The organism is Pseudomonas sp. AS2.8, from assembly GCF_014190935.1.
GTDB lineage: Bacteria > Pseudomonadota > Gammaproteobacteria > Pseudomonadales > Pseudomonadaceae > Chryseomonas.
Map to the genome: position 1 here is coordinate 1,167,007 of NZ_JACHVV010000001.1, position 25,559 is coordinate 1,192,565.

The window sequence follows — 25,559 nt, forward strand, 5'->3', positions numbered from 1 at the left end:
GGTGGAGGATCACCTCTCTCTATCAGGAGCTCGGATGGATAGCCTTTCCCTGCGCGAAGCCCGGCGCCTGGCCTTGCGTGCCCAGGGTTTCGGTGGTCAACCCAAGGGCGGCGCGGGTCCGGCCGCCCTGTACCGCCAGGCCGTACGCCTGAATGTGCTGCAGATAGATTCGGTCAATGCCCTGGTGCGCTCGCACTATCTGCCGCTGTTCAGTCGTCTCGGCCGCTATGCCTTCGCCGACTTCGATGCCCTGGCCTGGGGTCAGGGGCGTAAGCGGCAACTCTATGAATGCTGGGCTCACGAGGCTTCGCTGGTGCCGGCCGAGGTCTGGGCCGAGCTGCGCTGGCGGCGCGATCAGGCGCGCCAGGGCATCGGCATCTATCGCCAGCTGGCGCGGTTCGCCGTCGAGCAGCCGCAGGTCGTCGCCCAGACCCTGGAGGCGGTGGTGCAGCGCGGTGCCCTTGGCGCTGGCAGCCTGGCCAAGCGGGTCGAGCAGGCTGGCCCCTGGTGGGATTGGAGTCCGGGCAAACTGGCGCTGGAGTGGCTGTTTGCCGCCGGCGAGGTGACGGTGGCCGGACGGCGCGGCTTCGAACGCCTCTATGACCTGCCCGAGCGGGTACTGCCGGCGGCGGTGCTTGCGGCGCCGGTCCCCACGCCCGAAGCCGCGCGGCGGGCACTGCTGCTGCGCAGCGCCCGTGCCCTGGGCGTGGCGAGCGAAGTCCAGTTGCGCGATTATTTCCGCCTCAGTCCCGCCGAGGCCCGCCAGGGCATCGCCGAATTGCGCGAGGAGGGTAGTCTGCAGTCGCTTCAGGTGCAGGGCTGGTCGAAGCCGGCCTATGTGGCCGAGGCGCCCAATCCCGGGCGTCCGGTGCAGGCGGCGGCGCTGCTGTCGCCCTTCGATTCCCTGGTCTGGGAGCGCGAGCGTACCGAGCAGCTGTTCGGTTTCCGCTATCGACTGGAGATCTACACGCCGGCATCCAAGCGGGTGTACGGCTACTACGTATTGCCCTTTCTCTATCGGGAGCGGCTGGCGGCACGGGTGGATCTACGCGCCGAACGCGCGCAGTCGCGCCTGGCGGTGCATGCGGTGCATCTGGAGGCGGCGGGGCTGGATGACGAGGGGCTGGATGCCCTGGCGGGGCAGTTGCGTGCCCTGGCCGCGTGGCTCGGTCTCGCCGACCTGCAGTTGCACGGGCCGGCGGACGTCTTGCGCGAGGCCATGGCGCGGCACGGGTTCGCCGCCGCGCCCTCGGTCTAGCGGCGGATGCCCTTGAGCGTCTCGGCGATCATGAAGGCCAGTTCCAGGGACTGGTCGGCGTTCAGGCGCGGGTCGCAGTGGGTGTGGTAGCGATCGGAGAGGGCGTCTTCGGTGACCGGGCGGGCGCCGCCGATGCACTCGGTGACGTTCTGCCCGGTCATCTCGATGTGGATGCCGCCCGCGTAGGTGCCCTCGGCCTGGTGCACGCCGAAGAACTCCTTGACCTCGCCCAGCACGCTGGCGAAATCCCGGGTCTTGTAGCCGGTGGAGGCCTTGATGGTGTTGCCGTGCATGGGGTCGGAACTCCACAGCACCTGGCGGCCTTCGCGCTCCACGGTCTGGATCAGGCGCGGCAGGTGATCGCCGACCTTGCCCACGCCCATGCGCACGATGAGATTGAGGCGGCCCGGATCGTTCTCCGGGTTGAGGGTGTCGATCAGGCGGATCAGGTCTTCGCTGGTGGTGGAAGGACCGACCTTGACGCCGATGGGGTTGTTCACGCCGCGCAGGAATTCGACGTGGGCACCATCGGGCTGGCGGGTGCGGTCGCCGATCCAGAGCATGTGCGCGGAGCAGTCGTACCAGTCGCCGGTCAGGCTGTCGCGGCGGACGAAGGCTTCTTCGTAGTTGAGCAGCAGCGCCTCGTGGGCGGTGAAGAAGTTGGTTTCCTTGACCTGGGGCGCGGTGTCCAGGCCGCAGGCACGCATGAAGGCCAGGGTCTCGTCGATGCGGTCCGCCAGCTGGTGGTAGCGGTCGGCCAGGGCCGAGTTGGCGATGAAGTCCAGGTTCCAGCGATGGACCTGGTGCAGGTCGGCGAAACCGCCCTGGGCAAAGGCGCGCAGCAGGTTGAGGGTCGCGGTGGACTGGTTGTAGGCCTGGATCAGGCGCTGCGGATCCGGGATGCGGCTGCCTTCGGTGAAGTCGATGCCGTTGACGATGTCGCCGCGGTAGGCCGGCAGGGAGACGCCGTCCTGGACTTCATCGCCGGACGAGCGCGGCTTGGCGAACTGGCCGGCCATGCGGCCAACCTTGACCACCGGGCAGCCCGCGGCGAATGTCATGACCACCGCCATCTGCAGGAGCACCTTGAAGGTGTCGCGAATCTTGCCGGCGGAGAATTCGAAAAAGCTTTCCGCGCAATCACCGCCCTGCAACAGGAAGGCCCGACCCTGGGTCACCTCGGCGAACTGCCGGCGCAATTCGCGGGCTTCGCCGGCAAACACCAGCGGCGGATAGCCGGCCAGGGTGCGCTCGACATCGGCGAGACGGGCTTGATCGGGGTATTCGGGCTGCTGCTGGATGGGCAGGCTTCTCCAGCTGGTGGGGCTCCAGGGCGCGGACATGATTCTCTCTGAGTGGTGCGACGAAGCCTTCCATACTAACCGATGACGGGCGCAACGCTCGATAGACAGTGCCCATCGCGGCTACCATGGGCGGCTATAGAGGAGGGTGGTGATGGTCGAGACGGAAGTTTTGTTGGAAGAGGTCGTCGATGACCATGGCCGGATCCGGGTGGTCGAAGTGGGGCCCTATCGCTTCCTGGAGTTCGGCGAGGAGGTGGAGCAGAGCTGCGTCTTCACCGAGGATCCCGCCTGGCTGGAATACGACTACAACCGCGCCATGCTGCTGGGCGCGCTCTGCCATCCGCAGCCGCGGCGGGCACTCTTCCTCGGACTGGGCGCCGGCACCCTGACCCAGGCCTGCCTCAAGTGGCTGCCCCTGGAGGCGGTGGAAGCACTGGAGCTGCGTCCCGCGGTGCCGCGCCTGGCCCGCCAGCATCTGGGCCTGGAAGAGGATCCGCGGCTGGCGATCCGCATTGGCGATGCCCTGGACCTGCTCGACAGCGCTGCGCCTGCCGATCTGATCTTCGTCGACCTCTATACCGATGTCGGCCCCTCCAGCGCCCACCTGGCCTGGCGCTTTCTGGAAAACTGCCAGGCCAAGCTCAATCCGGGCGGCTGGCTGATGATCAACCAGTGGAGCGCCACCGACGGCAAGCCGTTGGGCGCCGCGCTGCTGCGCGGGCTGTTCCGCCATCATTACTGGGAGTGCCCGGTGGTGGAGGGCAACGTGATCCTGCTGGTGCCGGCGAGTCTGGAACAGGAGCTGGACGAGGAGGGCACGCGGCAGCGCGTTCGCGAATTGAGCCCGCGGATCGGCTTTGATCTGGAGGCCTATCTGGACAACCTGCGTGCGGCAACCTGACCACAAAAGTAGACCAAGGTTCTCTGGAGAAATGTCCAGGGTTCGGGTATTATTCGCCCCGGTCTTTTTGACCTTCCGTTCAGGAACTGCATTCTCCCGGTCCGCCGCCATGGCCACGCCGGTCGTGCGTTCGCCCAACGGCGAACAATCCTAGACGCTTCACCCCCTTTCATCCGCTATTTCGCAAAAAGCTCACACCTTGGCTGCCTGGGCGACTTCGGTCATTCGGATAAGCGCAGCTCTTGGCTTTGGGGTCTTTGCGAAGCACACGAGGCAAGACAATGACCCAGGACATCAGCAATTTCGCTGCGCTCAATCTCAATCCCGCCATCCTCGCCGCCATCAAGGCCGTCGGCTACGAAGAGCCGTCGCCCATCCAGTCGCAGTCCATTCCGGTGATCCTCGCCGGCCACGACATGATCGGCCAGGCGCAGACCGGTACGGGCAAGACCGCAGCCTTTGCTCTGCCGCTGCTCTCGCAGCTCGACCCGTCCCGTCGTGAACCCCAGATTCTGGTGCTGGTTCCTACCCGTGAACTGGCCCTGCAGGTCGCTACCGCCTGCGAAACCTACTCCACCGAGATGCCCGGCGTAAAAGTCGTGGCTCTCTACGGCGGCGCGCCCATGGGTCCGCAGCTGAAGTCCCTGCGCATGGGTGCCCAGGTACTGGTCGCCACCCCCGGCCGCCTGTGCGACCACCTGCGCCGTGACGACAACCTGCTGGCCACCGTCCAGCGCCTGGTGCTCGACGAAGCCGACGAGATGCTCAAGCTGGGCTTCATGGACGACCTCGAATTCATCTTCGAAGCCATGCCGGAAACCCGTCAGACCGTGCTGTTCTCGGCGACCCTGCCGCCGTCGATCCGCGCCATCGCCGAACGTCACCTGAAAGAGCCGCAACACGTCCGCATCGCGGCCAAGACCCAGACCGTCGCCCGCATCGAGCAGGCGCATCTGATGGTCCATGCCGACCAGAAGCCGGCCTCGGTGCTGCGCCTGCTGGAAGTGGAGAACTTCGACGCCCTGATCGCCTTCGTGCGGACCAAGCAGGCGACCCTGGACCTGGCCGAGCTGCTCGAGCGCCAGGGCTATCGCGTCAGCGCCCTGAACGGCGACATGCCCCAGGCCCAGCGCGAGAAGACCATCGAGTCCCTCAAGGACGGTTCGCTGGACATCGTGGTCGCCACCGACGTGGCCGCTCGTGGCCTGGACGTGGCGCGCATCACCCACGTGCTCAACGTGGACATGCCCTACGATCCCGAGTCCTACGTGCACCGTATCGGGCGTACCGGGCGTGCCGGTCGTGAAGGCCGCGCGCTGCTGCTGGTCACCCCGCGCGAGCGGCGCATGCTGCAGGTGATCGAGCGTGTCACCGGTCAGCGTGTCGGCGAGATCCGCCTGCCCGACGCCGAAGCCGTGCTGGAAGCCCGTATCTCCCGCCTGGCCGATGGCGTAGGTTCGCTGCTGGCCGATGCCGATGCCACTCATGGCGCCCTGCGTCAGGAACTGTGCGAGCGCCTGCAGTGCGATCCCGCCACCCTGGCGGCAGCCCTGCTGGCCAAGCTGACCAGCGGCCGTGCCCTGGACATCGAGTCGGTCCGTCGCGAGCAGCCGCTGACCCCCGGCGCCGGTCGTGGCGAGCGTCCCCGTGGCGAGCGTCCCGAGCGCGGCGATCGCCCCGAGCGTGGCGAGCGTCCGGATCGTGGCGAGCGTCGCCCGATGCAGCCGCTGCCGGAAGGCCGCGTGCGTTGCCGCACCGCCCTGGGCGCGCGTGACGGCGTTGCCGCCAAGAACCTGCTGGGTGCCATCATCAATGAAGGCGGCATGGATCGCGAGGCCATCGGCCGCATCCAGATCCGTGACTCCTTCAGCCTGGTGGAGCTACCCGAGGACGGCCTGGAGCGTCTGCTGACCAAGCTCAAGGACACTCGTGTAGCCGGCAAGGCCCTGCGTCTGCGTCGCTATCGCGAGGATTGATCCCCGCGGTCCCATGAAAAAGCCCCGGATATCCGGGGCTTTTTTCTGCCTGCAGCAAAGGCGGGCGACTAGAGGATCACCTTGTCCTTCAACTTTTCCGCCGCCAGCTGCAGCGCCTGGATGACTCTATCCTTGTCGTAGTTCTGGATGTTGTTGGTATCCATATACATGGAGAAGCCCGGCAGTTCGTGCTCGACGTAGCTGGGCGAGGCGCCCAGGTCGCGGCGGAAGTCCACCACCTGGTAGATCTGCACCGGCTTGCTGAAGCCCTTGACGGTGATCCAGCTCTTGTCGCGGCACATGATGGTTTCCTTGACCAGCGAGTAGGTCTCGTGGCTGATCAGGATCTCGCCAGCGTCGGCGGCGTTTTCCAGGCGGCTAGCCAGGTTCACTTCGCGACCGATGATGGTGTAGTCCATGCGCGTGCTGGAACCGAAGTTGCCGACCGTGCAGTAACCGGTGTTCAGACCCATGCGGATCTCCAGGGGCTTGTTGATGCCCTGGCTGCGCCACTGCTGGCGCAGGACCTTCATGTGCTTGCGCATGGCGATGGCCATGGAGACCGCGGCCACGGCATCCTTCTTGGCGCCCTGGCTGTTGGCGTCGCCGAAGAACACCATCACGCAGTCACCGACGAACTTGTCGATGGTGCCACCGTACTTCACGGCGATCTTCGACATCTCGTTGAGGTAGTTGTTGAGCATGTCGGTGAGGGCTTCGGCCTCGAGTTCCTCGGACAGCTCGGTGAAGCCCTTGATGTCGGAGAAGAACACCGTGAGCTTCTTGCGCTGGGTGCCCAGGGCGATGTGCTGCTTGCCGGTGAAGATGGATTCCCAGACCTGGGGCGAAAGGTACTTGGCTAGGTTGTGCGCCAGGATCGCCGACTTTTCCTGCTCGCGCTTGAGGTCGTCGTTGATCTGGACGAGGCGCTTGCGCTGGCGGTGCAGGAAATAGCCGGTGCCCCAGAGGTGCAGCATGGTGCCCACCACGCTGGTGACCGCCACCAGCAGCGGGCTGGTGAGGTCGACGCCCTGGAAGAAGGTGGCACTGCCCAGCGCCGCGGCGCTGGTGGCGAACAGCAGGCAGAGACCGAGCAGGCGCGGACCGCCGCGCAGCATGCTGGTGTAGCCGAGCATGAACAGCAGCATCAGGGTGGGCATCAGCGGGAAGCGCAACACCACCGCCGCCATGCCGACGTGGATGGCGTCCACGGCGGCGAGCAAGATATCGGTCTGGGCGCCGCGGTCGCGCCGGAGCTTGAGACTCAGCGTCTGGGCCACGTGCGGATAGAGCAGGGCATAGGGGATCAGCCAGAGACCCACGGCATCGGCCTGGACGTAGTAACCCGCGGTGACGCTGGCGGCGGCGATCAGATAGGCGAATACCCGGGCGTAGTAGACGCCCAGGCTGTCACCGGACGCAGCGAGGAACCGGTTAAGCGCAAACTTCATCTGTCGGGTCCGTTTCGAAAAAGGCGAGAGGTCGGGATAACTCCGTTCGCGACGATGAAAGCGGCCGGGTTTTCTTGCATTGGCGATCTTAGCCGACCGCCCCGGCGGCGGCCAAGATTGTCGGCCATTCCGCTGCTGTGACAGCCAAATTCGGCAGTCATCCCTGGGTTACACTGCGGCATTCTTACAGGAGAGACGCTATGGATGCCCTCGAAGCCCTTTGCAATCGCGCCTCGGTCGGTCGCCTGACCGAGCCGGGTCCGACCCCCGAGCAACTCGAGACGCTGCTGCGCGCTGCGGACCGGGCGCCGGACCACAAGCTGCTGCGCCCCTGGCGGTTGCTGCTGGTGGCCGGCGAGGGCCGCACCGCGCTCGGCGAACTCTATGCCGACGCCCTGCGTCGTCGCGAGCCCGACGCCGATGCGGCGGCCCTGGACAAGGCCCGGCGCATGCCGCTGCGGGCGCCCCTGGTGATCGCCGTCGTCGCCACCCCCCAGGAACACCCCAAGGTGCCCGTCCAGGAGCAGATCATCACCGCTGGCTGCGTCGCCCACGGCCTGGTCAACGCCGCCTTCGCCCTGGGCCTGGGGGCGGTCTGGCGTTCCGGTGACTTCAGCTACGACCCCTGGGTCCTGCAGGGACTTGGGCTGGCCGAAAATGAACAGTTGGTGGGCTACATCTACCTGGGTACGCCGGAGGTGGCACCGCGCGTGCCGGCGCCGCGTGATCTGAGTGCGCAGGTCAGCCATTGGCCAGGACCGGTCTGAGCGGCAGGGTGACGGTGGCGAGAAAGCCGCCGTCCGGGTGATTGCTCAGCTGCAGCTCGCCTCCATGGCGCTCCACAGCGCGGCGGGCGATGGCCAGGCCGAGGCCGTAGCCAGTGGCGTGCTGTTGATCCGAGCGGAAAAAGGGCTCACCCAGGCGCGGCAGATCGGCTGCCTTGACCCCGGGGCCGTGGTCGCGCACCTGGATGCGGACCTCGCCCTTCGCCGCCGTCGCCGAAATGACGATGGGCTGCGCGGGTGGATTGAAACGCAGCGCATTGCGCAACAGATTGTCCAGCGCGCGTTCCAGCACGTCCGGCCAGCCATCCAGCCGCAGCGCGGCGGGCACGTCCAGTTCCACGCGCTGCTGAGGCGCGCTGAGCTGGGCATCCTCCACCAGGCCTTCCAGCAGCGGATGCAATTCCAGTTGCTCGGGTGGGCCCGGATCCGCTTCCTGGCGAGCCAGGGCGAGGATCTCGCCGATCAGGGTTTCCAGGCGATCGCATTCCAGGGTCAGCCGCGGCCACATGTTGCCCAGGTCACGGGGATCGGAGCGTTCGGCCAGCGCCAGGGCGATACGCAGCCGCGCCAGCGGTGAACGCAGTTCGTGGGAGACGTCGCGCAGCAGTTGCCGCTGGCTGTCGATCAGGCGCTGCAGATGGGCGCCCATGCGATTGAAGTCCTCGGCCAGCACGCCCAGTTCGTCCTTGCGCCGGGCCAGGCGGGCCAGGGTGTCCTGCTGGTAGGCGGTCTGGCCGAGGTCGTGGACGGCGCGGCGCAGATGATTGAGCGGCCGGGTCAGACTCAGGGTCAGCAGCAGGCTGAACAGGGTCAGCACCACGGTGGCGATGGCCAGCATGCCGACCGGCCAGAACAGGCTTTGCCGGCGCCAGGCACCCAGCTCCGGCGTGGGCAGGTGGTAGATGAACAGGTAATTCTGGCCGCTCGGGCTGGTGTATTCGTCGGTCAGGCGTCGCCAGGGCAGCGGCCGGTTGGGGTCGCGGGCGCCGGGGCCGGGGCGCTGCTGACGCTGCGGCTGGTCGAGATCCTGGTCGAAGATGCGCGGTGGCAGGGTGCCGCGCACCAGGGGCGAGCCGTTCTCGCCCAGCACCAGCACATCGATGCCGTAGCGGCCCTTGCGCTGTTCGAGCAAGCCCTGGGCGGCGGCGGGACCGTCGTTTTCATAGCGTTGCACCCATTGTTCGGGGAGGTCGCGCAAGCCGGGATGCTGCGCGAGAATCCAGGAATCCTGGTCGGCCAGGTGGCCGAGCAGCATGGTCAGGCCGACCGCGGAAAGGATGGCCAGCCAGAAGGTGGCGAAGATGCGCCAGAAGAGGGAACGGAAAACCATGCGGTCGCCTTGGTCAGACGCTGCGCCGAGGACCGTCGGCGCAGCGATCGAGGATTACGAGGACTTGTGGTCCTGCTTCCACTGCTGGAATTCCGCCCACTCCTTGGCGCGATCCTCGCGCTTCTTTTCCATTTCGTCGAAGCGCTTCTGCTGATCGGGCTTGAGCAGGGCGCGAATGGACTGACGGGTCTTGTCGCGATTGCCATCCAGCTGGTCGTGCAGGGCCTTGCGCTGATCCTCGGGCAGCTTGTCGAGATAGCCCTTGACGATCTCGCGCTGCTGCTGGCGTTCCTCGCTCATCAGCTTGCCGACCTGCTCGCGTTGCTCGGGCGTCAGCTTGAGGCCGCGCAGAGGGCCATCGCCACGCGGGCCACCGTCCATCATTTTGCCGTGGGGCGGCGGGGTGATGTCGGCGCTGTCCTGGGTCGCGGCCAGGGTCAGGGTCGGCAGCAGGGCGGCGAACAGCACGGCGGGCATGAGTTTGCGCATCGGGAAATCTCCTTGGGATGACCGGTGCAATACCGGATGAGCCCAGTCTAGGAGCGGGGGAGTCAATGGCGGTCAGCGGAGGTAAAGAGGGGGTAAAGGCTGCGCGGTGGGCTAGACGCTGTAGTAGTAGCCGCGGCCACGCAGGGCGAGGATGCGCGGGCGACCGTCGGCATGGCTGCCGAGCTTGCGTCGCAGATTGCTGACGTGCATGTCCAGACTGCGATCGTAGAGCGTCAGCTTGCGTCCGAGGGCGGCCTGGGCCAGTGCCTGCTTTTCCAGGGGTTCGCCCGGCTGGCGCAGCAGGGCTTCGAGGATGCGGCTCTCGGTGAGGGTCAGGGTGATCTCGGTTTCGCCGATGTTGGCGACGCCCCGCGCCAGACTCAGCGACAGATCGCCCAGCTGCAGGCGGGCCGCGGGTTGGGCCGGATGGCTGCGCCTGAGGATGGCTCTCAGCCGTGCGGTGAGTTCGCGCGGATCGCAGGGTTTGGCCAGATAGTCGTCGGCGCCCAGCTCCAGGCCGAGGATCCGGTCCAGCGGCTCGCCACGCCCCGACAGCATCAGCACGGGCAGTTGCGGATGGTCGCTGCGCAACTGCTTGAGCAATTCCAGGCCACTGCCATCGGGCAGCATCACGTCCAGCACCACCACGTCCGGCGTCGCCTCGCGCAACTGGGTGCGGGCATCGCTGCCGGCGTGGCAGGCGGTGACCTCGAAGCCTTCCTGTTTCAGCCAGGCGCCGAGCAGCTCGCACAGCTCCTGGTCGTCGTCGATCAGCAGTATCTGGCTCATCGGATCAGTCTCGCGGTTCATCCATGGGTTGCAGATGGCGCGCCAGATAGAGGCCCTGGCCAAGCATGAACACCAGGGTCATCGCCAGGCTGCCGAAGACCTTGAAGTCGACCCAGAAGCTTTCGTAGGTGAAGGCCACATAGAGATTCGCGCAGCCGCAGACGATGAAGAAGATGATCCAGGCGATGTTCAGCCGTGTCCAGATCGGTGCCGGCAGGCGCACCGCGTGGCCCAGCATGCGCTGAATCAGCGGCTTGTCGCCGATGAACTGGCTGCCCAGGAAGGCCACGGCGAAGAGCCAGTTCACCACCGGCGCCTTCCACTTCAGGAAGGTCTCGCTATGGAATGCCAGGGTCATGCCGCCAAACACCAGGCAGGCGATCAGCGTCAGCCACTGGCTCTTTTCCAGCCGGCGCTGGGTCGCGAAGATCGCGCCATAGACCACCAGGGACGCGATGATCAGGACCGCGGTGGCACTGAAGATGCCGCCCAGGGTGAAGGCATGCCCGGCGAATTCCAGCGGACGCGGATCGAGCTTGTAGACCAGGAAGAACAGGAGCAGGGGGATGAAATCGATGAATTGTTTCATTAACGCAGCCGATAGCAGTGCATCGCGGCATAATACCTGATGAAGCCGGAGGAGAAAGCCATGCGTATCGACCTGCACTGTCATACCACCGCGTCGGACGGCGCCTTCGCGCCCGCCGAGGTGGTCAGGCGCGCCCACGAGCGCGGGGTGCAGCTGCTGGCCATCACCGATCACGACACCCTGGACGGCTATGCCGAAGCCCTGGAAGCCGCGGACGGCCTGGGTCTGCGCCTGCTCCCTGGGATCGAGATGTCCTGTACCTGGGGCGGCGCCACGCTGCATGTGCTGGGCTACAATTTCGCCCCTGACGCTCCTGAGTTGAATGCCGCCTTGGAAGCCCTGCACGAAGGTCGCTGGGAGCGCGCCCGGGAAATCGACCGGCGGCTGGCGGCCAAGGGCATGCCCGGCACCCTGGACGGGGCGCGCGCGGTGCAACTGGCCCTGGGCGACAGTCGCAATGCGCCGGCCCGGCCGCATTTCGCCGAATATCTGGTGCAGGCCGGCCATGTCGCGGACCGCGGCGATGCCTTTCGCAAGTGGCTCGGTGGCGGCAAGCTCGGCGACGTCAAGCAGCATTGGCCGACCCTGGCCGAGACCCTGGCGACGCTCAAGGGCGCCAAGGCCTGGATCAGCCTGGCGCATCCGCTGGCCTATGGCTTCACCCGCACCAAGCTACGCAAGCTGATCGGCGAATTCGTCAGCGGCGGCGGCCATGCCATCGAGGTGGTCAACGGCGTGCAGCCGGCGGAGCAGGTCGGGACCCTGGCAATTCTGGCGCGGGAATTCGGTCTGATGGTCAGTGCGGGCAGCGATTTCCATGCGCCGGCCGATTGGTCGGAGCTGGGTATGTACCGTCCGTTGCCCGAAGATCTGCCGCCCCTCTGGGCGCGCTTCAGTCAACCGCTATACCCTCAGATGCGGGAACCCCAATGAGCCAGTTCATCGAAATTCATCCGCAGAATCCCCAGCCGCGGCTGATTCGTCAGGCCGTGGAAATCATCCAGTCCGGCGGTGTCATCGCCTATCCCACCGATTCGTCCTATGCGCTGGGTTGTCGTATCGGCGAGAAGAGCGCGGTGGAGCGGATCCGCCGCATCCGCCAGCTCGACGACAAGCACAACTTCACCCTGGTGTGCTGCGATCTTTCCGAGCTGGGCATCTATGCCAAGGTGGATACCAGCGCCTTCCGCCTGCTCAAGGCCTATACCCCCGGGCCCTACACCTTCATCCTCAATGCCACCCGCGAAGTGCCGCGCATGCTGCTGCATCCCAAGCGGCGCACCATCGGCGTGCGGGTGCCCCAGCATCCCATCACCCTGGCGTTGCTGGAGGCACTGGGCGAGCCCTTGATGAGCGTGAGTCTGATCCTGCCGGGGGATGACGAAGCCCTGGGCGACGCCTGGGAGATCCGCGAGCGTCTCGAGCATTTCGTCGACCTGGTGATCGAAGGCGGTCCGGGTGGCTTGCAGCCGTCCACCGTGATCAGCCTGGCCGACGACGAACCGGAAGTGATCCGCGTCGGTGCCGGGGATCCGACGCCCTTCATGATCGAAGCATGAGCGAAGCCCTGGACCCCCAGCTGCTCGAACCCGAGCAGCTGCGCCTGGCGCTGGTCTATGGCGAGGCCTTCACCGAACTGCCCCAGGACCTCTATATCCCGCCCGATGCCCTGGAGGTCTTTCTCGAAGCCTTCGAAGGACCGCTCGACCTGCTGCTCTATCTGATCCGCAAGCAGAACATCAACATCCTCGACATCCCGGTCGCCGAGATCACCCGGCAGTACATGAGCTACGTCGAGCTGATGAAGGCGGTGCAGCTGGAACTGGCCGCCGAATACCTGCTGATGGCGGCCATGCTGGCGGAGATCAAGTCGCGGATGCTGCTGCCGCGGGCCGAAGGCCTGGAAGCCGAGGAAGAGGATCCCCGCGCCGAACTGATCCGGCGCCTGCAGGAATACGAGCGCTTCAAGAAGGCCGCCGAGGATCTCGATGACCTGCCGCGCGAGGGCCGCAACTTCGTGGTGCCTACCTTGCCGGCGCCGGATGCGCGGGCGCGCAAGCTGTTGCCCGAGGTGGACCTCGGCGAGTTGCTGCTGGCGATGGGCGAGGTCCTGCGCCGCGCCGACCTGTTCGAGAGCCACCAGGTGACCCGCGAGGTGCTGTCCACCCGTGAGCGCATGAGCCAGGTGCTGGAGCGCCTCAAGGAGGGCGCCTTCGTGCCCTTCGTGGCGCTGTTCACCCTGGACGAAGGGCGGCTTGGCGTGGTGGTGACGTTCATGGCCATCCTCGAGCTGGTCAAGGAATCCCTAGTGGAGCTGGTGCAGAACGAGCCCTTCAGCCCCATCCACGTCCGCGCCCGGGTCAGGGACACCGACGCGGAAGAACTCGCTCAGGCGTAGGCCAGGGCTGCCGTCGCGGCCGCACTCTTGCGCTTGCTCACCAGCAACCGGGCACCTTCACCGGCCGCGGCCAGGGCCGCGGCTTCGGCCACGCTGGGGCTGCCAGTGTGCTGCAACACCAGGTCGCTGGCTGCGGTTATGCCGCGCTCTTGCGCCAGACGCTCGGCGGTGAAGCCGTGCAGAGGCAGCTGCCAACGCTGGGCGAGGGCGCGCAACCCGCTTTCCTCGAGTCGACTGGCAACGGTCGCCAGCGCGGTCAGCGCGGTGCGATCGCGCCGGGCTTCCCGCAAGACCCCGAGCGCCAGTTCGGCGAGTTCGTCCAGCGAACAGCCCTGGCGGCAGCCGAGGCCCAGGACCAGGGCCATTAGCCTTGAACGTCCATGCGGCGCAAGGAATCGCGGCAGCCCAGTCCGGGCCCTGAGCCGCTCAGCGGCCGAAGGGCGAGCCGGCCAAGGGCCGGGTGCCAGGCCGAAATAATGGTCCGGTACAGGATGGTGAGGGCGCGCGTGGTAGCGATCATGGCAGGTCTTGGGGCTGAGGAAGGCAGGCGGTGGCTCGCCCTTGGCGGACGCAGCGAGCAGACCACGCGCCTCGCCCGCCGGTCAAGCCTGGCTGATTGACACCCCGGCGGGGCGCTCGTAGCCTGTCGCGTTCCGAGGTGCTCTTGTCGGCAAGAGCTTGAAAGGGAACGCGGTGTGATACCGCGGCTGCCCCCGCAACTGTAAGCGGCATTTTTAGCCTCTCCACTAGAGCCTGTTCATAATTTGCTGCGCGTCGGCCAAACTGCGTTGAAGATGCTTTCGGAATGCTCATTTACCATTTGTAAACTCCGCTTCCTCAAGCATCTTCGCCTTGTTTGACTCTAGCTCGCGAAATTATGAACATGCCCTAAGGCCACTGCTCACGCGGGAAGGCCGGAGCCAGGCGCCGCGAGCCAGGAGACCTGCCTCGTCACGCTTCGAACACGCAACCGGGCGGGGTGATCCGGGCTGCCACCAGGGCCTCGCCGTCACGCGGGCGTCCGGCATGCCTGCCCGTCTTCTTTCGCTTTTTCTCTAAGGGCAGCCCATGAAAACCCTGGCCAAGACTCCCGTCACCATCGTTACCGGCTTCCTCGGTTCCGGCAAGACCACCCTGCTGCGGCACATGCTCGACCACGCCGAGGGCCGGCGCATCGCGGTGATCGTCAACGAATTCGGCGAGCTGGGCATCGACGGTGAGATCCTCCGCCAGTGCAGCATCGGCTGTAGTGAGGAAGAGGCCCAGGGCCGTGTCTTCGAATTGGCCAATGGCTGCCTGTGCTGCACCGTGCAGGAAGAATTCTTCCCGGTGATGAAGGAATTGGTGGCGCGCCGCGGCGACATCGACCACATCCTCATCGAGACCAGTGGCCTGGCCCTGCCCAAGCCGCTGGTACAGGCCTTCCAGTGGCCGGAGATCCGCAACGCCTGCACCGTGGATGCGGTGATCACCGTGGTCGACAGCCCGGCGGTGGCGGCCGGCACCTTCGCCGCCCATCCCGAGCAGGTGGATGCCCAGCGTCGCCAGGACCCCAACCTCGACCATGAATCGCCGCTGCACGAGTTGTTCGAAGACCAGCTCGCCAGTGCCGATCTGGTGATCCTCAACAAGGCCGACGGCCTGGACACCGAGGCGCTGGCCCGGGTGCGTGCCGAGGTGAGCGAAGAGCTGCCGCCGGCGGTCAAGGTGGTGGAAGCCAGTCGTGGCGTGCTGCCGCTGTCGGTGCTGCTGGGCCTGCAGGCCGAGTCCGAGGCGCACATCGACAGCCGTCCGACCCACCACGATCTGGAGGGTCATGAAGACCATGACCACGACGAATTCGACTCCTTTGGCGTCGAGTTGCCCGAGGTGGCGGAAGCGACCCTGCTGGCGGCCCTGGCCGAGGTGGTCAAGCATCATGGCGTACTGCGGGTGAAGGGCTTCGCCGCCATCGCCGGCAAGCCGCTGCGGCTGCTGGTGCAGGGCGTGGGCACCCGCTTCGACAAGCATTTCGACCGTACCTGGAAGACCGGCGAGACCCGCAGCACCCAGCTGGTGCTGATCGGTCAGGAGCTGGACCAGGCGGCCATCACCGCCCAGCTGCGCGCCGCGGTGGCCTGACCCAGATGCATCTGCTGCGTACCCAGCCGGGCGGTTTCGTCCCGGACGACGGCATCGCCCACCTGGCGCAGACACCGGGCGAGATCGTCGTGCTCTGCAGTGGCGACTCGCACCTGGCGCTGCTGGCCGAGGCGACCCGTAGCCTGGACGCCGGCTATCCGAGCCTGCGCCTGGCCAATCCCATGCAGTTGCAGAACCACGCCTCGGTGGATCTCTATGTCGAGGAGGTGCTCAGCCAGGCGCGGGTGGTGTTCATCTCCCTGCATGGCGGCCAGGGGTACTGGCGCTATGGCATGGAACGGCTGGCCGAGTTGACCGCGCGGGGGCTGACCCTGATCGCGGTGCCCGGCTGTGATCGGCCCGACCCGGAGCTGATGGCCCTGGGTACGGTGGCGCCCGAGCTGGCCGAACGGCTGTGGCGCTACCTGCGCCAGGGCGGCCTGGGCAATGCCCGGGATTTCCTGCATTGCCTGGCCACCGAATGCCTGGATGCCCGCTACACCTACGAGGCGCCACGGGAATTGCCAAGGGTGGCCGTCCATCATCCGGATGCCCTGGGCCTGGATGGTTGGCGCCAGCGCTGGCGACCGGATTGGCCCACCGCGGCGCTGCTGTTCTACCGCACCCACCTGCAATCGGCCAACACCGCCTTCGTCGATGTCTTCTGCCAGCAACTGGAAGCCCAGGGCCTGAATCCGCTGCCCATCGCCGTGGCCAGTCTCAAGGAGCCGGCCTGCCTGGAGGAGGTGGAACGGCTGCTGGACGAGACCGCCACGGCGCTGATCCTCAATACCACCGGTTTCGCCCAGTCCAGTCCGGAGCGGCCGAATCTGACGCCGTTCCGCCGCCCGGTGCCGGTGCTCCAGGCGATCTGCGCCCAGGACAATCGCGAGCGTTGGTTCGAAAACCCCCAGGGCCTGGGTGCCCGCGACCTAGCCATGCACATCGCCCTGCCGGAGCTGGACGGGCGCATCATCACCCGGCCGATCAGTTTCAAGGGCCTGGCCTGGCGCTGCGAGCGCAGCCAGAGCGACGTGGTCAACTACCAGGCCGATGGCGAGCGCATGGCCTTCGTCGCGCGGCTGGCGCGCAGCTGGATCGAGTTGGCGCGGCGTCCCGCAGCGGACAAGCGCATCGCCCTGATCCTGGCCAACTATCCGACCCGCGACGGCCGCATCGGCAACGGCGTCGGCCTGGATACCCCGGCGGCGGCGCTCAAGGTGCTGCAGGCGCTGCAGACGGCCGGCTACCCGGTGGCCAATCTGCCGGAGAGCGGTACCGCCCTGATCGAGCGCCTGCTCGGTGGGGTGACCAACGACAGCGCCCTGCGCGATCTGCGTCCGGCCCTGCAGAGTCTGGCGCTGGACGACTATCAGACGCTGTTCGCCCGGTTGCCAGTCAGCCTGCAGCAGGCGGTGACCGAGCGCTGGGGCGGGCCCGAGACCGATCCCATGCACCGTCGCGGTCGGCTCATGGTGGCCGGGGTGCGCTTCGGCCTGACCTTCGTCGGTATCCAGCCGGCGCGTGGCTACGACGTCGATCCGGCGGCGGTCTACCACGATCCTGCGCTGGTGCCGCCCCATGGCTACCTGGCCTTCTATTTCTGGCTACGCGAGGCCTATGGCGCTCAGGCGGTGGTGCATCTGGGCAAGCACGGCAATCTGGAGTGGTTGCCGGGCAAGGGCGTCGGGTTGTCGGCGGAGTGTTGGCCGGACGTCATCCTCGGACCGCTGCCCAACGTCTATCCCTTCATCGTCAACGATCCGGGCGAGGGCGCCCAGGCCAAGCGGCGCACCCAGGCGGTGATCATCGACCACCTGATGCCGCCGCTGACCCGCGCCGAGAGCTACGGACCGCTGCGCGACCTGGAACGCCTTGCCGACGAATACTATGACGCCAGCCTGCTGGATCTGCGGCGCGCCAGCGAATTGCGCGGCGAGATCCTGCAACTGGTACGAGAAACCGCCCTGGATCGCGAGCTGGGGCTGGTGATCACCGACGATCCGGACAGCTGGCTGCCGCAGCTGGACGCCTATCTCTGCGACCTCAAGGAGTCCCAGATCCGCGACGGCCTGCACGTGTTCGGTGAATCCCCAACCGGCCAGCTGCGTCGCGATACCCTGGTGGCTCTCCTGCGTATCCCCCGTGGCGATGCCCAGGGCGGCAATGCCAGCCTATTGCGGACGCTGGCCAAGGACCTGCAGCTGGGATTCGATCCCCTGGCCGCCGACCTCGGCGAGTCCTGGCAGGGTCCGCGTCCGGCCTGCCTGGAACAGTTGTCGAGCGAGCCCTGGCGCACCCTGGGCGATACTCGGGAGCGCCTGGAGTTGCTGGCCCTGGCTCTGGTCGCTGCGACCGTCGATGCCGAGCCCCTGCCGTTGGCGCTGGACGAACTGCCGGCCACCCGCCCGGTGCTGGAGCACCTGGTCGGCCAGGTCGCCCCGGCCCTGGATGGCTGCGGTCCCGCCGAAATCGGCGGCCTGCTGAGGGCACTGGAGGGGCGCTTCGTGCCCGCCGGACCCAGCGGCGCGCCCAGTCGTGGGCGGCTGGATGTCCTGCCCACCGGGCGCAACTTCTTTTCCGTGGATGTGCGCAACCTGCCGAGCATGACCGCCTGGCGGCTCGGCTGGCAGTCGGCCAATCTGCTGCTGGAGCGTCATCTGCAGGAGGAGGGCGATCACCTGCGCCAGCTGGGTCTCTCGGTCTGGGGCACGGCGACCATGAGGACCGGCGGCGACGACATCGCCCAGGCCATGGCGCTGCTGGGCGTGCGCCCGGTATGGCAGACCGGCAGTGCCCGGGTAGAGGACTTCGAGATCCTGCCGCTGTCGCTGCTGGATCGCCCGCGAGTGGATGTCACGCTGCGCATCTCCGGCTTTTTCCGCGATGCCTTCGGCGGTCTGGTACGGCTGTTCGATGCCGCCGTCCAGGCGGTCGCCGCGCTGGACGAGCCGGACGACCTCAATCCGCTGGCGGCCCAGGTACGCCGCGAACGTGCCGCGCTGGAGGCCGCCGGTACCGCTGCTGACCTCGCGCGGCGTCAGGCTGGCTGGCGCATCTTCGGCGCCCAGCCCGGGGCCTACGGTGCCGGTGTCCAGGGCGCGGTGGAAGAGCGCCAGTGGCAGGAGCGCAGCGAACTGGCCACGGCCTATCTCAACTGGGGCGGCTATGCCTATGGCGCCGAGGATGACGGCACCGCCGCCCGTGACGACTTCTCGCGCCGCCTGGGCCGGCTGCAGGCCGTACTGCAGAACCAGGACAACCGCGAGCATGACCTGCTCGATTCCAACGACTATTACCAGTTCCAGGGCGGCATGCTGGCCGCCGCCGAGACCCTGAGCGGTCAGCGGCGTGCCAGCTACTTCGGTGATCACGCCCAGGCCGACCTGCCGAAGATCCGTACCCTCAAGGAAGAGCTGGGCCGCGTCGTGCGCTCCCGGGCGGCCAATCCCAAGTGGATCGCCGGCATGAAGCGCCATGGCTACAAGGGCGCCTTCGAAATGGCCGCCACCGTGGATTATCTGTTCGGTTTCGGCGCCACCACCGAGTTGGTCGAGGATCACCAGTACCGGCAACTGGCCGATGCCTATCTGCTCGATGCCGATACCCGTGACTTCGTCGAACGCCACAACCCCGAGGCCCTGCGGGACATGACCGAGCGCCTGCTGGAAGCCCAGCAGCGCGGCCTCTGGCAGAAGCCCGGCGACTACCGTGAAGCCCTCGAACAGTTGCTGATGGATATGGATGAAGCCTGAGATGACCGCTCCCGTCTTTCCCCTGGCCGCCGTGGTCGGCGCAGACAGCCTCAAGTTGGCGCTGTGCCTGAATGCTATCGATCCCCGGATCGGTGGCGTGCTGATCGAAGGTCCCCGGGGCATGGCCAAGTCGACCCTGGCCCGGGGCCTGGCCGATCTGCTCGGGGGCGGTCCCTTCGTCACCCTGCCACTGGGCGCCAGCGAAGAGCGCATTGTCGGCACCCTGGATCTGGAGGCGGCCCTCGGTGAGGGTCGGGCGCGCTTCGCACCGGGCGTAGTGGCGGCGGCCGATGGCGGCGTGCTCTATGTCGACGAGGTCAATCTGCTGCCGGACCATCTGGTCGACCTGCTGCTCGACGTAGCGGCCAGTGGTGTCAACCGCGTCGAGCGTGACGGCATCTCCCACGAGCACGCCGCGCGCTTTCTGCTGGTGGGCACCATGAATCCGGAGGAGGGCGAGTTGCGTCCGCAGTTGCTGGATCGCTTTGGTTTCGCCCTGGCGCTGGACAGCCGGCCGGCACCCCGGGAACGGGCGGAGATCCTGCGCCGGCGTCTGGCCTTCGACAGCGATCCGCTAGCCTTCATCGCCCAGTGGGAGCCAGCCCAGGCGGAGCTGCGTGAGCGCTGCGCCGCGGGCCGGGCGCGACTGGCGGAGATCCCGCTGGACGATACCGCCCTGGAAGCCATCACCGCGGGCTGTCACCAGGCCGGGGTCGACGGCCTGCGTGCCGATCTGGTCTGGTTGCGCGCGGCCCGCGCCCATGCCGCCTGGCGTGGTGCCACGGCGATCGAAAACACCGATATCGCCGCCGTGGCCGAATTCGCCCTGCGCCATCGGCGCCGCGAGTTGGTGGATACCCCCGCAGTAATACCACCCCTGAAGGATTATTCGGCTATTGATACTCCGGAGCAGGAGCCAGGCGATCAACAACGGCAAGGTGATGCCGAGCCCGCGGAGGGTGAGGGCGATAGCTGGGGCGCCCTGGCGCCGGAGCCCACCGCGACGGGACCCAGGCGCCGCCTTGGCGGGGCAAAAAAGCCCTAGGCATCCGATCACCTCATGCCCTGGATCGCGATGCCCGAAGCGGGACGGGCAAGGCCCCGGGCGGGCGTCAGGGCGGCCGTTCGCCCGGCACGACAGGCCCCATCGCTTGGGTGCCGACGCTGCTCCGAGGGCGTCCACGTCGCGCTGATGAGCTCTTGCGGCAACCGCGCCGGCAGCGCCCGGCCCAGCTCTGGCTGGTGATCGTCGATCACTCCGCGTCCACCCGCCGCCACGGCGCCCTGGCCCAGGCCAAGGGCCTGCTGGCCGACTGGTTCGAACAGGCCTATCGCCAACGGGTCAGAGTCGCGGTCCTGCAGACGGCAGGGGAGCGACCCGAATGGTCTTTCCAGGGCGAGCGCAGCGGTCGGGCATTGCAGGCCTGGCTGGAGCAGCTGGGAGCGGGAGGCGGAACGCCCTTGCTGGCGGGCCTGGCGGAAGCTCAGGCCTGGCTGAGAAGTCGTCGCCGGCAGCACCCTGGCGAGGAATGCCAGCTGTTGCTGGTCACAGACGGGCGCCTGCGCGACCTGGAAGAGCTGGCAGTACCGGACTGTCCTGTCCAGGTGCTGGATATCGAACTGGGACCGCTGCGCCTGGGCCGAGCCGGGGAACTCGCCCGGCGCCTGGGCGCGGAATACCGGCACCTCGAAGAGGTACCGGTGGTCTAGCCAACCAGCCTCCAGCTCGTCGGTTGGGTTAAGACGGCTCCATCGTCGAAGCCCAACATCGAGGAGCTCGAGCGTCACGCTGTTGGGCTTCGCTGCGCTCAACCCAGCCTACCGGTCTGCGTAGGTTGGGTTGAGACGGCTTCATCGTCGAAGCCCAACACTGAGGAGCTAGAGCCTCATGCTGTTAGGCTTCGCTCCGCTCAACCCAACCTACCGGTCTGGCGTAGGTTGGGTTGAGACAGCTCCATCGTCGAAGCCCAACATCGAGGAGCTCGAGCGTCACGCTGTTGGGTTTCGCTTCACTCAGTGCCAACCTACCGGTCTGGCGTAGGTTGGGTTGAGACGGCTTTATCGTCGAAGCCCAACATCGAGGAACCCGAGCCTCACGCTGTTGGGCTTCGCTGCGCTCAACCCAACCTACCAGAAGACCTCGTCCTCAATGCCCGCCCTTCATCGCCTTGACCAGGGTGTCCACGTTGTAGCGGAACATGGCGGCATAGGTCGCCGCCGGGCCGTCTGCCGGCGACAGGGCCTCGACGTACAGCTCGCCGCCCGGCTGGGCGCCGCTGGCCTTGGCGATCTGCTGCACCAGGCGCGGATCGTTGGAGTTCTCGAAGAAGTAGGTGGCGACATGCTCCTGCTTGATCTGGCGGATCAGCTTGGCGACGTCCTGGGCGGAAGCCTCGGCCTCGGTCGACAGACCCAGCGGCGAGATGAAGGTCACGCCATAGGCGTCGGCGAAGTAGCCAAAGGCATCATGGGAGGTCAGCACCTTGCGCTTCGCCTGGGGTACCTGACCGATCTGCTCGCGGGCATAGCGATCCAGGGCTTCCAGTTCGGCGATGTAGCGATCGCCGTTGGCCTCGAAGGTGGCGGCCTGCGCCGGATCGACCGCGGACAGCGCCTTCACCACGTTGCGGGTGTAGACGACCACGTTGAGCGGGTTGTTCCAGACATGGGGATCGATACCGCCATGGTCGTGATCATGGTCCGCGTGGCCGTGTTCATCCTCGTCTTCCACCATCTCGCGGGTCTTGATCCCTTCGCTGAGCACCACCGGCGGACGCGCCTGGCCGGAGGCCTTGATCAGACGATCCATCCAGCCTTCCAGGTGCAGACCGCTCATGAACACCACATCGGCCTGCTTCAGCGCCTGGGCATCCGTGGGCGTCGGTTCGTAGGCATGGGGATCGCCATTGGGACCGACCAGGGAGGAAACCTGCACCTGGTCGCCACCGACCTGTTTGACCACGTCGGCGATCACGGTAAAGGTGGCGACGGCCTTGACCGGTGCGGCCTGGGCCTGGCCGGCAGCGGCAAGCAGCAGGGCGGCGCCCAGGGAGAACAGGGATTTCATGGTGACTCCTTTCAGTGGGTGAGGTGAGGGCGGGGACGCAGCCGCCGGTAGAGACCCAGGCGCCCGAACAGCAGGGAGAAGAGGTAGCAGCCACCCGCGGTGAGGACGATGGCCGGACCCGAGGCGCAGCCGAGGTGGTAGGACAGCACCAGGCCGAGCAGGCCGCTGAGGCTGGCGATCAGGCTGGCCACCGCCATCAGTCCGGGCAGGCTGTTGGCCCAGAAGCGCGCCGCGGTGGCCGGCAGCATCATCAGGCCCACCGCCATCAGGGTACCCAGCGCCTGGAAGCCGGCGACCAGGTTGAGCACCACCAGCAGCAGGAACAGCAGGTGATAGAGCGAACCGCGCCCACCCACGGCGCGCAGGAAGCCCGGATCGAAGCACTCCAGCGCCAGCGGCCGGTAGATTACGGCCAGCACCACCAGCGACAGGGTGGCGATGCCGGCGACCAGGTAGAGCGCCGTGGCGTCGATGGCCAGGATGGTGCCGAACAGTACATGCAGCAGATCCACGCTGGAGCCGTGCAGCGACACGATCAGCACCCCGGCGGCCAGGGAGATCAGGTAGAAGCTGGCGAAGCTGGCATCTTCACGCTGGCTGGTGAAGCGGCTGACCAGGCCGGCGAGTCCGGCCACCAGCAGGCCGGCGAGCATCCCGCCGATGCCCATGGCCGGCAGCGAAAGACCGGCGACCATAAAGCCCAGGGCGGCGCCTGGCAGTACGGCATGACTCATGGCATCGCCTACCAGACTCATGCGCCGGAGCATCAGCAGCACACCGACCGGACCGGCGCCCAGCGCCAGGGCCAGGCAGGCCACCAGCGCGCGGCGCATGAAGCCGAATTCGACGAAGGGTTCGAAGAGGAGTTGATAGAGGGTCATGCGCGCTCACAGACCGCCGCATTGGCGTCCCAGTGTTCGGCGAGATTGCGCGCGCGGGCCAGATGGTCGCTGACCAGCACCTGATCGGTGGCGCCCCAGGCGATGGCTTCCCGGGCCAGCAGCAGGGTCTCGGGAAAGTGCTGGCGAACCTGCTCCAGGTCGTGCAGCACCGCGATCACCGTGCGGCCCTGGCCATGCCAGCGGCGGACGATGGTCAAGAGGTCCGCGGTGGTGCGGGCATCGATGGCGGTGAAGGGCTCGTCCAGCAGGAGCACCGGCGCATCCTGCAGCAGCAGCCGGGCGAACAGTACTCGCTGGAATTGTCCGGAGGACAGCGCGCCGACCAGGCGATCTTCGAGGCCTTCGAGGCCTACCGCCTGCAACGCCCGTGAGGCTTCCTCACGCTGGGCCGCGGTGACCCCGCGCCAGATGCCCAGGCCGCGCCAGGCGCCCAGTATCACGGTCTCCAGCACGCTTAGGGGAAAGCTGCGGTCGATCTCCGCGGCCTGCGGCAGATAGCCCAGCCGGCGCTGGGGTACGGCACGGTCCACCCGGCCACTGACCGGTCTCAGGGTGCCCGCGATGGCCTTGAGCAGTGTGGACTTGCCTGCCCCGTTGGGGCCGACGATGGCGGTGAGACTGCCGGTGCGGAAGCAGCCACTGAGATGGTGGATGGCCGGATGCCGCTGGTAGGCCAGGGTCAGGTCCTGAAGTTCGATGGCGGCGCTCATGGCAGGGCGACCGCCCAGAGCACGGCCAGCCAAAGTCCGACCAGCGGGATGGCGGCGAGCAACAGCCGAACGGGCACGGAAAGGAGCAGGAGGGACGCGCGAGGGGATGCCATGACTGAGCCTTGAATAACGTGCAAAAGTTATAACATAACATTTGCGTCGCCGTCATCAGGGCGTCAGCGATGAGTCACGTTGGACGAGCAGGGCTGGGTTCTATCGCCGGACGCTACACCACCCCCCGCGAGGGGCGGTGTGGCGCACGACCTCGTCAGGCTGCCTGGGTCTCCGCCATCCGCTGTTCCAGCCGTTGCAGGAAGTTGAGCAGCAGCACCTCTTCCTCCTTCAGCCCCTTGCGCTTGCGCGGTTTGGGCAGGGTGCAGAGGTCGCCGGCCAGGAAGGCATCCAGCACGCCTGGATGGATGTAGCACTTGCGGCAGACCGCCGGGGTATTGCCCAGGGTACGGGACACCGCCTTGACCATGTCCACCAGTTCCTTCTTGGCATCGGTCTGGGTTTCGCAGCGCAATTCGCGCAGGGCTTCCAGGGCCAGCGCGCTGCCCGCCCAGGTACGATAGTCCTTGGCGGTGAAGTCGGCGCCCGTGAGTTCGTGCAGATAGGCATTCACGTCGGACGAGGTCACGGTATGGCGGTCGCCCTCTCCGTCCACGTACTGGAAGAGGTGCTGGCCGGGCAGCTCCAGGCATTTCTTCACGGTGCGCGCCAGGCGTGGATCGCTGACCTTGATGTCGTGCTCGACCCCGCTCTTGCCGCGGAAATGGAAGGCGATGGTATTGCCATGCACCTCGGCGTGCCGATTGCGCAGGGTGGTGAGGCCATAGGACTTGTTGCTCTTGGCGTACTGGGCGTTGCCGACCCGGATCAGGGTCGCGTCGAGCAGGCTGATGACCGTGGCCATGACCTTTTCCCGACAAAGGCCGCGCCGGGCGAGATCCTCTTCCACCCGCTGCCGCAACTTGGGCAGGGCCTGGCCGAACGCCAGCATCCGCTCGTACTTGTCGGTATCGCGGATCTCGCGCCAGCGCGGGTGGTAGCGATACTGCTTGCGGCCGCGGGCGTCGCGTCCGGTGGCCTGCAGATGGCCATTGGCGTCCGGGCAGATCCAGACATCGGCATAGGCCGGCGGAATGGCCAGCTTGTTGATGCGCTCGACTTCCGCCTGGTCACGGATGCGTTCGCCATCGGGGGTGAAGTAGGCCCAGGTGCCGCGCAGCTTGCGTCGGCTCAGGCCCGCCTGGCTGTCATCGACGTAATTGAGGTCGGGTGGCAGGGGCGTACAAAGGGCGGTACCGGTGTCGTCACGCTCATCGGCGGGGATGGGCAGGTCGGTCTGGGCGAGGCGTTGCATTACTTTCGAGACTTTCGAGCGAGAGGTCATGACTGCACCGACAATTTCCTGGTCGAAACGGTGGACTCCAGGAGAAGGGACCCGGTTCTCATGACAGCGCTCAAGCCGACCGACGCACAGTTGCGCGAAGCCCTGCTGGCCAAGGCACAGGCGCGCCGTCCAGGGACGACCTTTTGTCCGTCGGAGGTGGCGCGTGACCTGGCTGCGGACTGGCGGCCATTGATGGAACCCCTGCGTGCTACGGCGCGTGAGCTGGCTCGCGAGGGTCGCCTGCAGGTGACGCAAAAGGGCGAAGCCCTGGATGCCGAAGCGCCCTGGCGTGGTCCGATCCGATTAAGCCTGGCTTAATCGGCGTTTAAGTTTCGATT

At 66.8% G+C, this 25,559-nt stretch carries 23 protein-coding genes and 1 riboswitch; of the genes, 12 read left to right on the plus strand and 11 right to left on the minus strand.

What is annotated here, in order from left to right; genetic code table 11:
* Window positions 1-34 precede the first annotated feature (34 nt).
* A complete protein-coding gene (locus FHR73_RS05295) occupies window positions 35-1,258 on the plus strand; it encodes a winged helix-turn-helix domain-containing protein (protein ID WP_183629886.1) in 1,224 nt (407 codons plus the stop codon).
* Here FHR73_RS05295 and FHR73_RS05300 read toward each other — a convergent pair.
* Window positions 1,255-2,601 carry a class II 3-deoxy-7-phosphoheptulonate synthase gene (locus FHR73_RS05300; RefSeq protein WP_144958803.1) on the minus strand — a complete coding sequence of 449 codons (1,347 nt, stop codon included), beginning with the start codon at window positions 2,599-2,601 and terminating at the stop codon, window positions 1,255-1,257. The two genes, FHR73_RS05295 and FHR73_RS05300, sit on opposite strands and share 4 nt — an antisense overlap.
* Window positions 2,602-2,713: 112 nt before the next feature.
* Here FHR73_RS05300 and FHR73_RS05305 point away from each other — a divergent pair, with 112 nt between their 5' ends.
* Together FHR73_RS05305 and FHR73_RS05310 are read left to right on the plus strand one after the other, a co-directional pair.
* Window positions 2,714-3,463, plus strand: a complete 750-nt coding sequence (locus FHR73_RS05305; protein ID WP_183629887.1) for a spermidine synthase — start codon at window positions 2,714-2,716, stop codon at window positions 3,461-3,463.
* A gap of 281 nt (window positions 3,464-3,744) precedes the next feature.
* Entirely contained in the window at window positions 3,745-5,439 is a 1,695-nt protein-coding gene (locus tag FHR73_RS05310) for a DEAD/DEAH box helicase (protein WP_183629888.1), read from the plus strand.
* Between the two features lie 68 nt (window positions 5,440-5,507).
* Here FHR73_RS05310 and FHR73_RS05315 read toward each other — a convergent pair whose 3' ends face one another.
* The gene (locus tag FHR73_RS05315; protein ID WP_183629889.1) at window positions 5,508-6,890 is read right to left on the minus strand and encodes an adenylate/guanylate cyclase domain-containing protein; all 1,383 of its coding nucleotides are present in this window, start codon (window positions 6,888-6,890) and stop codon (window positions 5,508-5,510) included.
* Between the two features lie 200 nt (window positions 6,891-7,090).
* On the opposite strand from FHR73_RS05315, the gene FHR73_RS05320 reads away from it, so the two are divergent.
* Window positions 7,091-7,657 carry a nitroreductase family protein gene (locus FHR73_RS05320; RefSeq protein WP_183629890.1) on the plus strand — a complete coding sequence of 189 codons (567 nt, stop codon included), beginning with the start codon at window positions 7,091-7,093 and terminating at the stop codon, window positions 7,655-7,657.
* Here FHR73_RS05320 and FHR73_RS05325 read toward each other — a convergent pair.
* The 4 genes from FHR73_RS05325 to FHR73_RS05340 all read right to left on the minus strand — a co-directional run bounded on the left by FHR73_RS05325 (window position 7,632) and on the right by FHR73_RS05340 (window position 10,872).
* The gene (locus FHR73_RS05325) at window positions 7,632-9,005 is read right to left on the minus strand and encodes a HAMP domain-containing sensor histidine kinase (protein ID WP_183629891.1); all 1,374 of its coding nucleotides are present in this window, start codon (window positions 9,003-9,005) and stop codon (window positions 7,632-7,634) included. The genes FHR73_RS05320 and FHR73_RS05325 overlap by 26 nt on opposite strands.
* 54 nt (window positions 9,006-9,059) lie before the next feature.
* The gene (locus tag FHR73_RS05330) at window positions 9,060-9,494 is read right to left on the minus strand and encodes a Spy/CpxP family protein refolding chaperone (RefSeq protein ID WP_183629892.1); all 435 of its coding nucleotides are present in this window, start codon (window positions 9,492-9,494) and stop codon (window positions 9,060-9,062) included.
* Window positions 9,495-9,605: 111 nt separating this feature from the next.
* Window positions 9,606-10,283 (minus strand): response regulator transcription factor, encoded by a 678-nt coding sequence (locus tag FHR73_RS05335; protein ID WP_133860652.1) that lies wholly within the window; start codon window positions 10,281-10,283, stop codon window positions 9,606-9,608.
* 4 nt (window positions 10,284-10,287) lie between these two features.
* Entirely contained in the window at window positions 10,288-10,872 is a 585-nt protein-coding gene (locus FHR73_RS05340; RefSeq protein WP_183629893.1) for a septation protein A, read from the minus strand.
* Between the two features lie 60 nt (window positions 10,873-10,932).
* Here FHR73_RS05340 and FHR73_RS05345 point away from each other — a divergent pair, with 60 nt between their 5' ends.
* The 3 genes from FHR73_RS05345 to FHR73_RS05355 all read left to right on the plus strand — a co-directional run bounded on the left by FHR73_RS05345 (window position 10,933) and on the right by FHR73_RS05355 (window position 13,270).
* On the plus strand, window positions 10,933-11,805 hold the full coding sequence (locus tag FHR73_RS05345; RefSeq protein ID WP_183629894.1) for a PHP domain-containing protein: 873 nt from the start codon (window positions 10,933-10,935) through the stop codon (window positions 11,803-11,805).
* A complete protein-coding gene (locus FHR73_RS05350) occupies window positions 11,802-12,431 on the plus strand; it encodes an L-threonylcarbamoyladenylate synthase (protein ID WP_027599504.1) in 630 nt (209 codons plus the stop codon). The genes FHR73_RS05345 and FHR73_RS05350 overlap by 4 nt, the downstream gene beginning before the upstream one ends.
* 110 nt (window positions 12,432-12,541) lie before the next feature.
* On the plus strand, window positions 12,542-13,270 hold the full coding sequence (locus tag FHR73_RS05355; protein WP_183630200.1) for a ScpA family protein: 729 nt from the start codon (window positions 12,542-12,544) through the stop codon (window positions 13,268-13,270).
* Here FHR73_RS05355 and FHR73_RS05360 read toward each other — a convergent pair.
* Window positions 13,261-13,635 (minus strand): cobalamin biosynthesis protein, encoded by a 375-nt coding sequence (locus FHR73_RS05360; RefSeq protein WP_183629895.1) that lies wholly within the window; start codon window positions 13,633-13,635, stop codon window positions 13,261-13,263. The genes FHR73_RS05355 and FHR73_RS05360 overlap by 10 nt on opposite strands.
* A 274-nt stretch (window positions 13,636-13,909) precedes the next feature.
* Window positions 13,910-14,236, plus strand: a riboswitch (cobalamin riboswitch).
* Between the two features lie 102 nt (window positions 14,237-14,338).
* Between FHR73_RS05360 and cobW the strand changes: the two genes are divergently transcribed.
* From cobW to FHR73_RS05380, 4 genes are read left to right on the plus strand one after another with little or no spacing between them, the layout of a single operon-like run.
* Window positions 14,339-15,391: a cobalamin biosynthesis protein CobW gene (cobW, locus tag FHR73_RS05365; RefSeq protein WP_183629896.1), complete on the plus strand. Its 1,053-nt coding sequence runs from the start codon at window positions 14,339-14,341 to the stop codon at window positions 15,389-15,391.
* Window positions 15,392-15,396: 5 nt separating this feature from the next.
* Complete coding sequence (gene cobN, locus FHR73_RS05370) at window positions 15,397-19,146, plus strand: cobaltochelatase subunit CobN (protein WP_183629897.1); 3,750 nt, start codon at window positions 15,397-15,399, stop codon at window positions 19,144-19,146.
* A 1-nt stretch (window position 19,147) separates the two neighbouring features.
* Window positions 19,148-20,191 (plus strand): ATP-binding protein, encoded by a 1,044-nt coding sequence (locus FHR73_RS05375; RefSeq protein ID WP_183629898.1) that lies wholly within the window; start codon window positions 19,148-19,150, stop codon window positions 20,189-20,191.
* A gap of 20 nt (window positions 20,192-20,211) precedes the next feature.
* Window positions 20,212-20,856, plus strand: coding sequence for a VWA domain-containing protein (locus tag FHR73_RS05380; RefSeq protein ID WP_221191464.1), 645 nt, complete (start codon window positions 20,212-20,214; stop codon window positions 20,854-20,856).
* Window positions 20,857-21,292: 436 nt separating this feature from the next.
* Here the strand turns inward: FHR73_RS05380 and FHR73_RS05385 are convergent, their stop codons facing one another.
* The 4 genes from FHR73_RS05385 to FHR73_RS05400 form a co-directional block, all read right to left on the minus strand.
* The gene (locus tag FHR73_RS05385) at window positions 21,293-22,213 is read right to left on the minus strand and encodes a metal ABC transporter substrate-binding protein (RefSeq protein WP_183629900.1); all 921 of its coding nucleotides are present in this window, start codon (window positions 22,211-22,213) and stop codon (window positions 21,293-21,295) included.
* 11 nt (window positions 22,214-22,224) lie between these two features.
* Entirely contained in the window at window positions 22,225-23,094 is an 870-nt protein-coding gene (locus FHR73_RS05390; protein ID WP_183629901.1) for a metal ABC transporter permease, read from the minus strand.
* Complete coding sequence (aztA, locus tag FHR73_RS05395; protein WP_183629902.1) at window positions 23,091-23,825, minus strand: zinc ABC transporter ATP-binding protein AztA; 735 nt, start codon at window positions 23,823-23,825, stop codon at window positions 23,091-23,093. Before aztA ends, FHR73_RS05390 begins: the two co-directional genes overlap by 4 nt.
* A 268-nt stretch (window positions 23,826-24,093) precedes the next feature.
* Complete coding sequence (locus tag FHR73_RS05400) at window positions 24,094-25,191, minus strand: DNA topoisomerase IB (RefSeq protein ID WP_183629903.1); 1,098 nt, start codon at window positions 25,189-25,191, stop codon at window positions 24,094-24,096.
* A gap of 90 nt (window positions 25,192-25,281) precedes the next feature.
* On the opposite strand from FHR73_RS05400, the gene FHR73_RS05405 reads away from it, so the two are divergent.
* Complete coding sequence (locus tag FHR73_RS05405; RefSeq protein WP_183629904.1) at window positions 25,282-25,539, plus strand: DUF3253 domain-containing protein; 258 nt, start codon at window positions 25,282-25,284, stop codon at window positions 25,537-25,539.
* Window positions 25,540-25,559 lie beyond the last annotated feature (20 nt).

What these genes read in the sequence shown, in the direction of transcription:
- FHR73_RS05295 (WP_183629886.1), top strand. Translation starts at nt 35, where the DNA reads ATGGATAGCCTTTCCCTGCGCGAAGCCCGGCGCCTGGCCTTGCGTGCC.
- FHR73_RS05300 (WP_144958803.1), bottom strand. Translation starts at nt 2,601, where the DNA reads ATGTCCGCGCCCTGGAGCCCCACCAGCTGGAGAAGCCTGCCCATCCAG.
- FHR73_RS05305 (WP_183629887.1), top strand. Translation starts at nt 2,714, where the DNA reads ATGGTCGAGACGGAAGTTTTGTTGGAAGAGGTCGTCGATGACCATGGC.
- FHR73_RS05310 (WP_183629888.1), top strand. Translation starts at nt 3,745, where the DNA reads ATGACCCAGGACATCAGCAATTTCGCTGCGCTCAATCTCAATCCCGCC.
- FHR73_RS05315 (WP_183629889.1), bottom strand. Translation starts at nt 6,890, where the DNA reads ATGAAGTTTGCGCTTAACCGGTTCCTCGCTGCGTCCGGTGACAGCCTG.
- FHR73_RS05320 (WP_183629890.1), top strand. Translation starts at nt 7,091, where the DNA reads ATGGATGCCCTCGAAGCCCTTTGCAATCGCGCCTCGGTCGGTCGCCTG.
- FHR73_RS05325 (WP_183629891.1), bottom strand. Translation starts at nt 9,005, where the DNA reads ATGGTTTTCCGTTCCCTCTTCTGGCGCATCTTCGCCACCTTCTGGCTG.
- FHR73_RS05330 (WP_183629892.1), bottom strand. Translation starts at nt 9,494, where the DNA reads ATGCGCAAACTCATGCCCGCCGTGCTGTTCGCCGCCCTGCTGCCGACC.
- FHR73_RS05335 (WP_133860652.1), bottom strand. Translation starts at nt 10,283, where the DNA reads ATGAGCCAGATACTGCTGATCGACGACGACCAGGAGCTGTGCGAGCTG.
- FHR73_RS05340 (WP_183629893.1), bottom strand. Translation starts at nt 10,872, where the DNA reads ATGAAACAATTCATCGATTTCATCCCCCTGCTCCTGTTCTTCCTGGTC.
- FHR73_RS05345 (WP_183629894.1), top strand. Translation starts at nt 10,933, where the DNA reads ATGCGTATCGACCTGCACTGTCATACCACCGCGTCGGACGGCGCCTTC.
- FHR73_RS05350 (WP_027599504.1), top strand. Translation starts at nt 11,802, where the DNA reads ATGAGCCAGTTCATCGAAATTCATCCGCAGAATCCCCAGCCGCGGCTG.
- FHR73_RS05360 (WP_183629895.1), bottom strand. Translation starts at nt 13,635, where the DNA reads ATGGCCCTGGTCCTGGGCCTCGGCTGCCGCCAGGGCTGTTCGCTGGAC.
- cobW (WP_183629896.1), top strand. Translation starts at nt 14,339, where the DNA reads ATGAAAACCCTGGCCAAGACTCCCGTCACCATCGTTACCGGCTTCCTC.
- cobN (WP_183629897.1), top strand. Translation starts at nt 15,397, where the DNA reads ATGCATCTGCTGCGTACCCAGCCGGGCGGTTTCGTCCCGGACGACGGC.
- FHR73_RS05375 (WP_183629898.1), top strand. Translation starts at nt 19,148, where the DNA reads ATGACCGCTCCCGTCTTTCCCCTGGCCGCCGTGGTCGGCGCAGACAGC.
- FHR73_RS05385 (WP_183629900.1), bottom strand. Translation starts at nt 22,213, where the DNA reads ATGAAATCCCTGTTCTCCCTGGGCGCCGCCCTGCTGCTTGCCGCTGCC.
- FHR73_RS05390 (WP_183629901.1), bottom strand. Translation starts at nt 23,094, where the DNA reads ATGACCCTCTATCAACTCCTCTTCGAACCCTTCGTCGAATTCGGCTTC.
- aztA (WP_183629902.1), bottom strand. Translation starts at nt 23,825, where the DNA reads ATGAGCGCCGCCATCGAACTTCAGGACCTGACCCTGGCCTACCAGCGG.
- FHR73_RS05400 (WP_183629903.1), bottom strand. Translation starts at nt 25,191, where the DNA reads ATGCAACGCCTCGCCCAGACCGACCTGCCCATCCCCGCCGATGAGCGT.
- FHR73_RS05405 (WP_183629904.1), top strand. Translation starts at nt 25,282, where the DNA reads ATGACAGCGCTCAAGCCGACCGACGCACAGTTGCGCGAAGCCCTGCTG.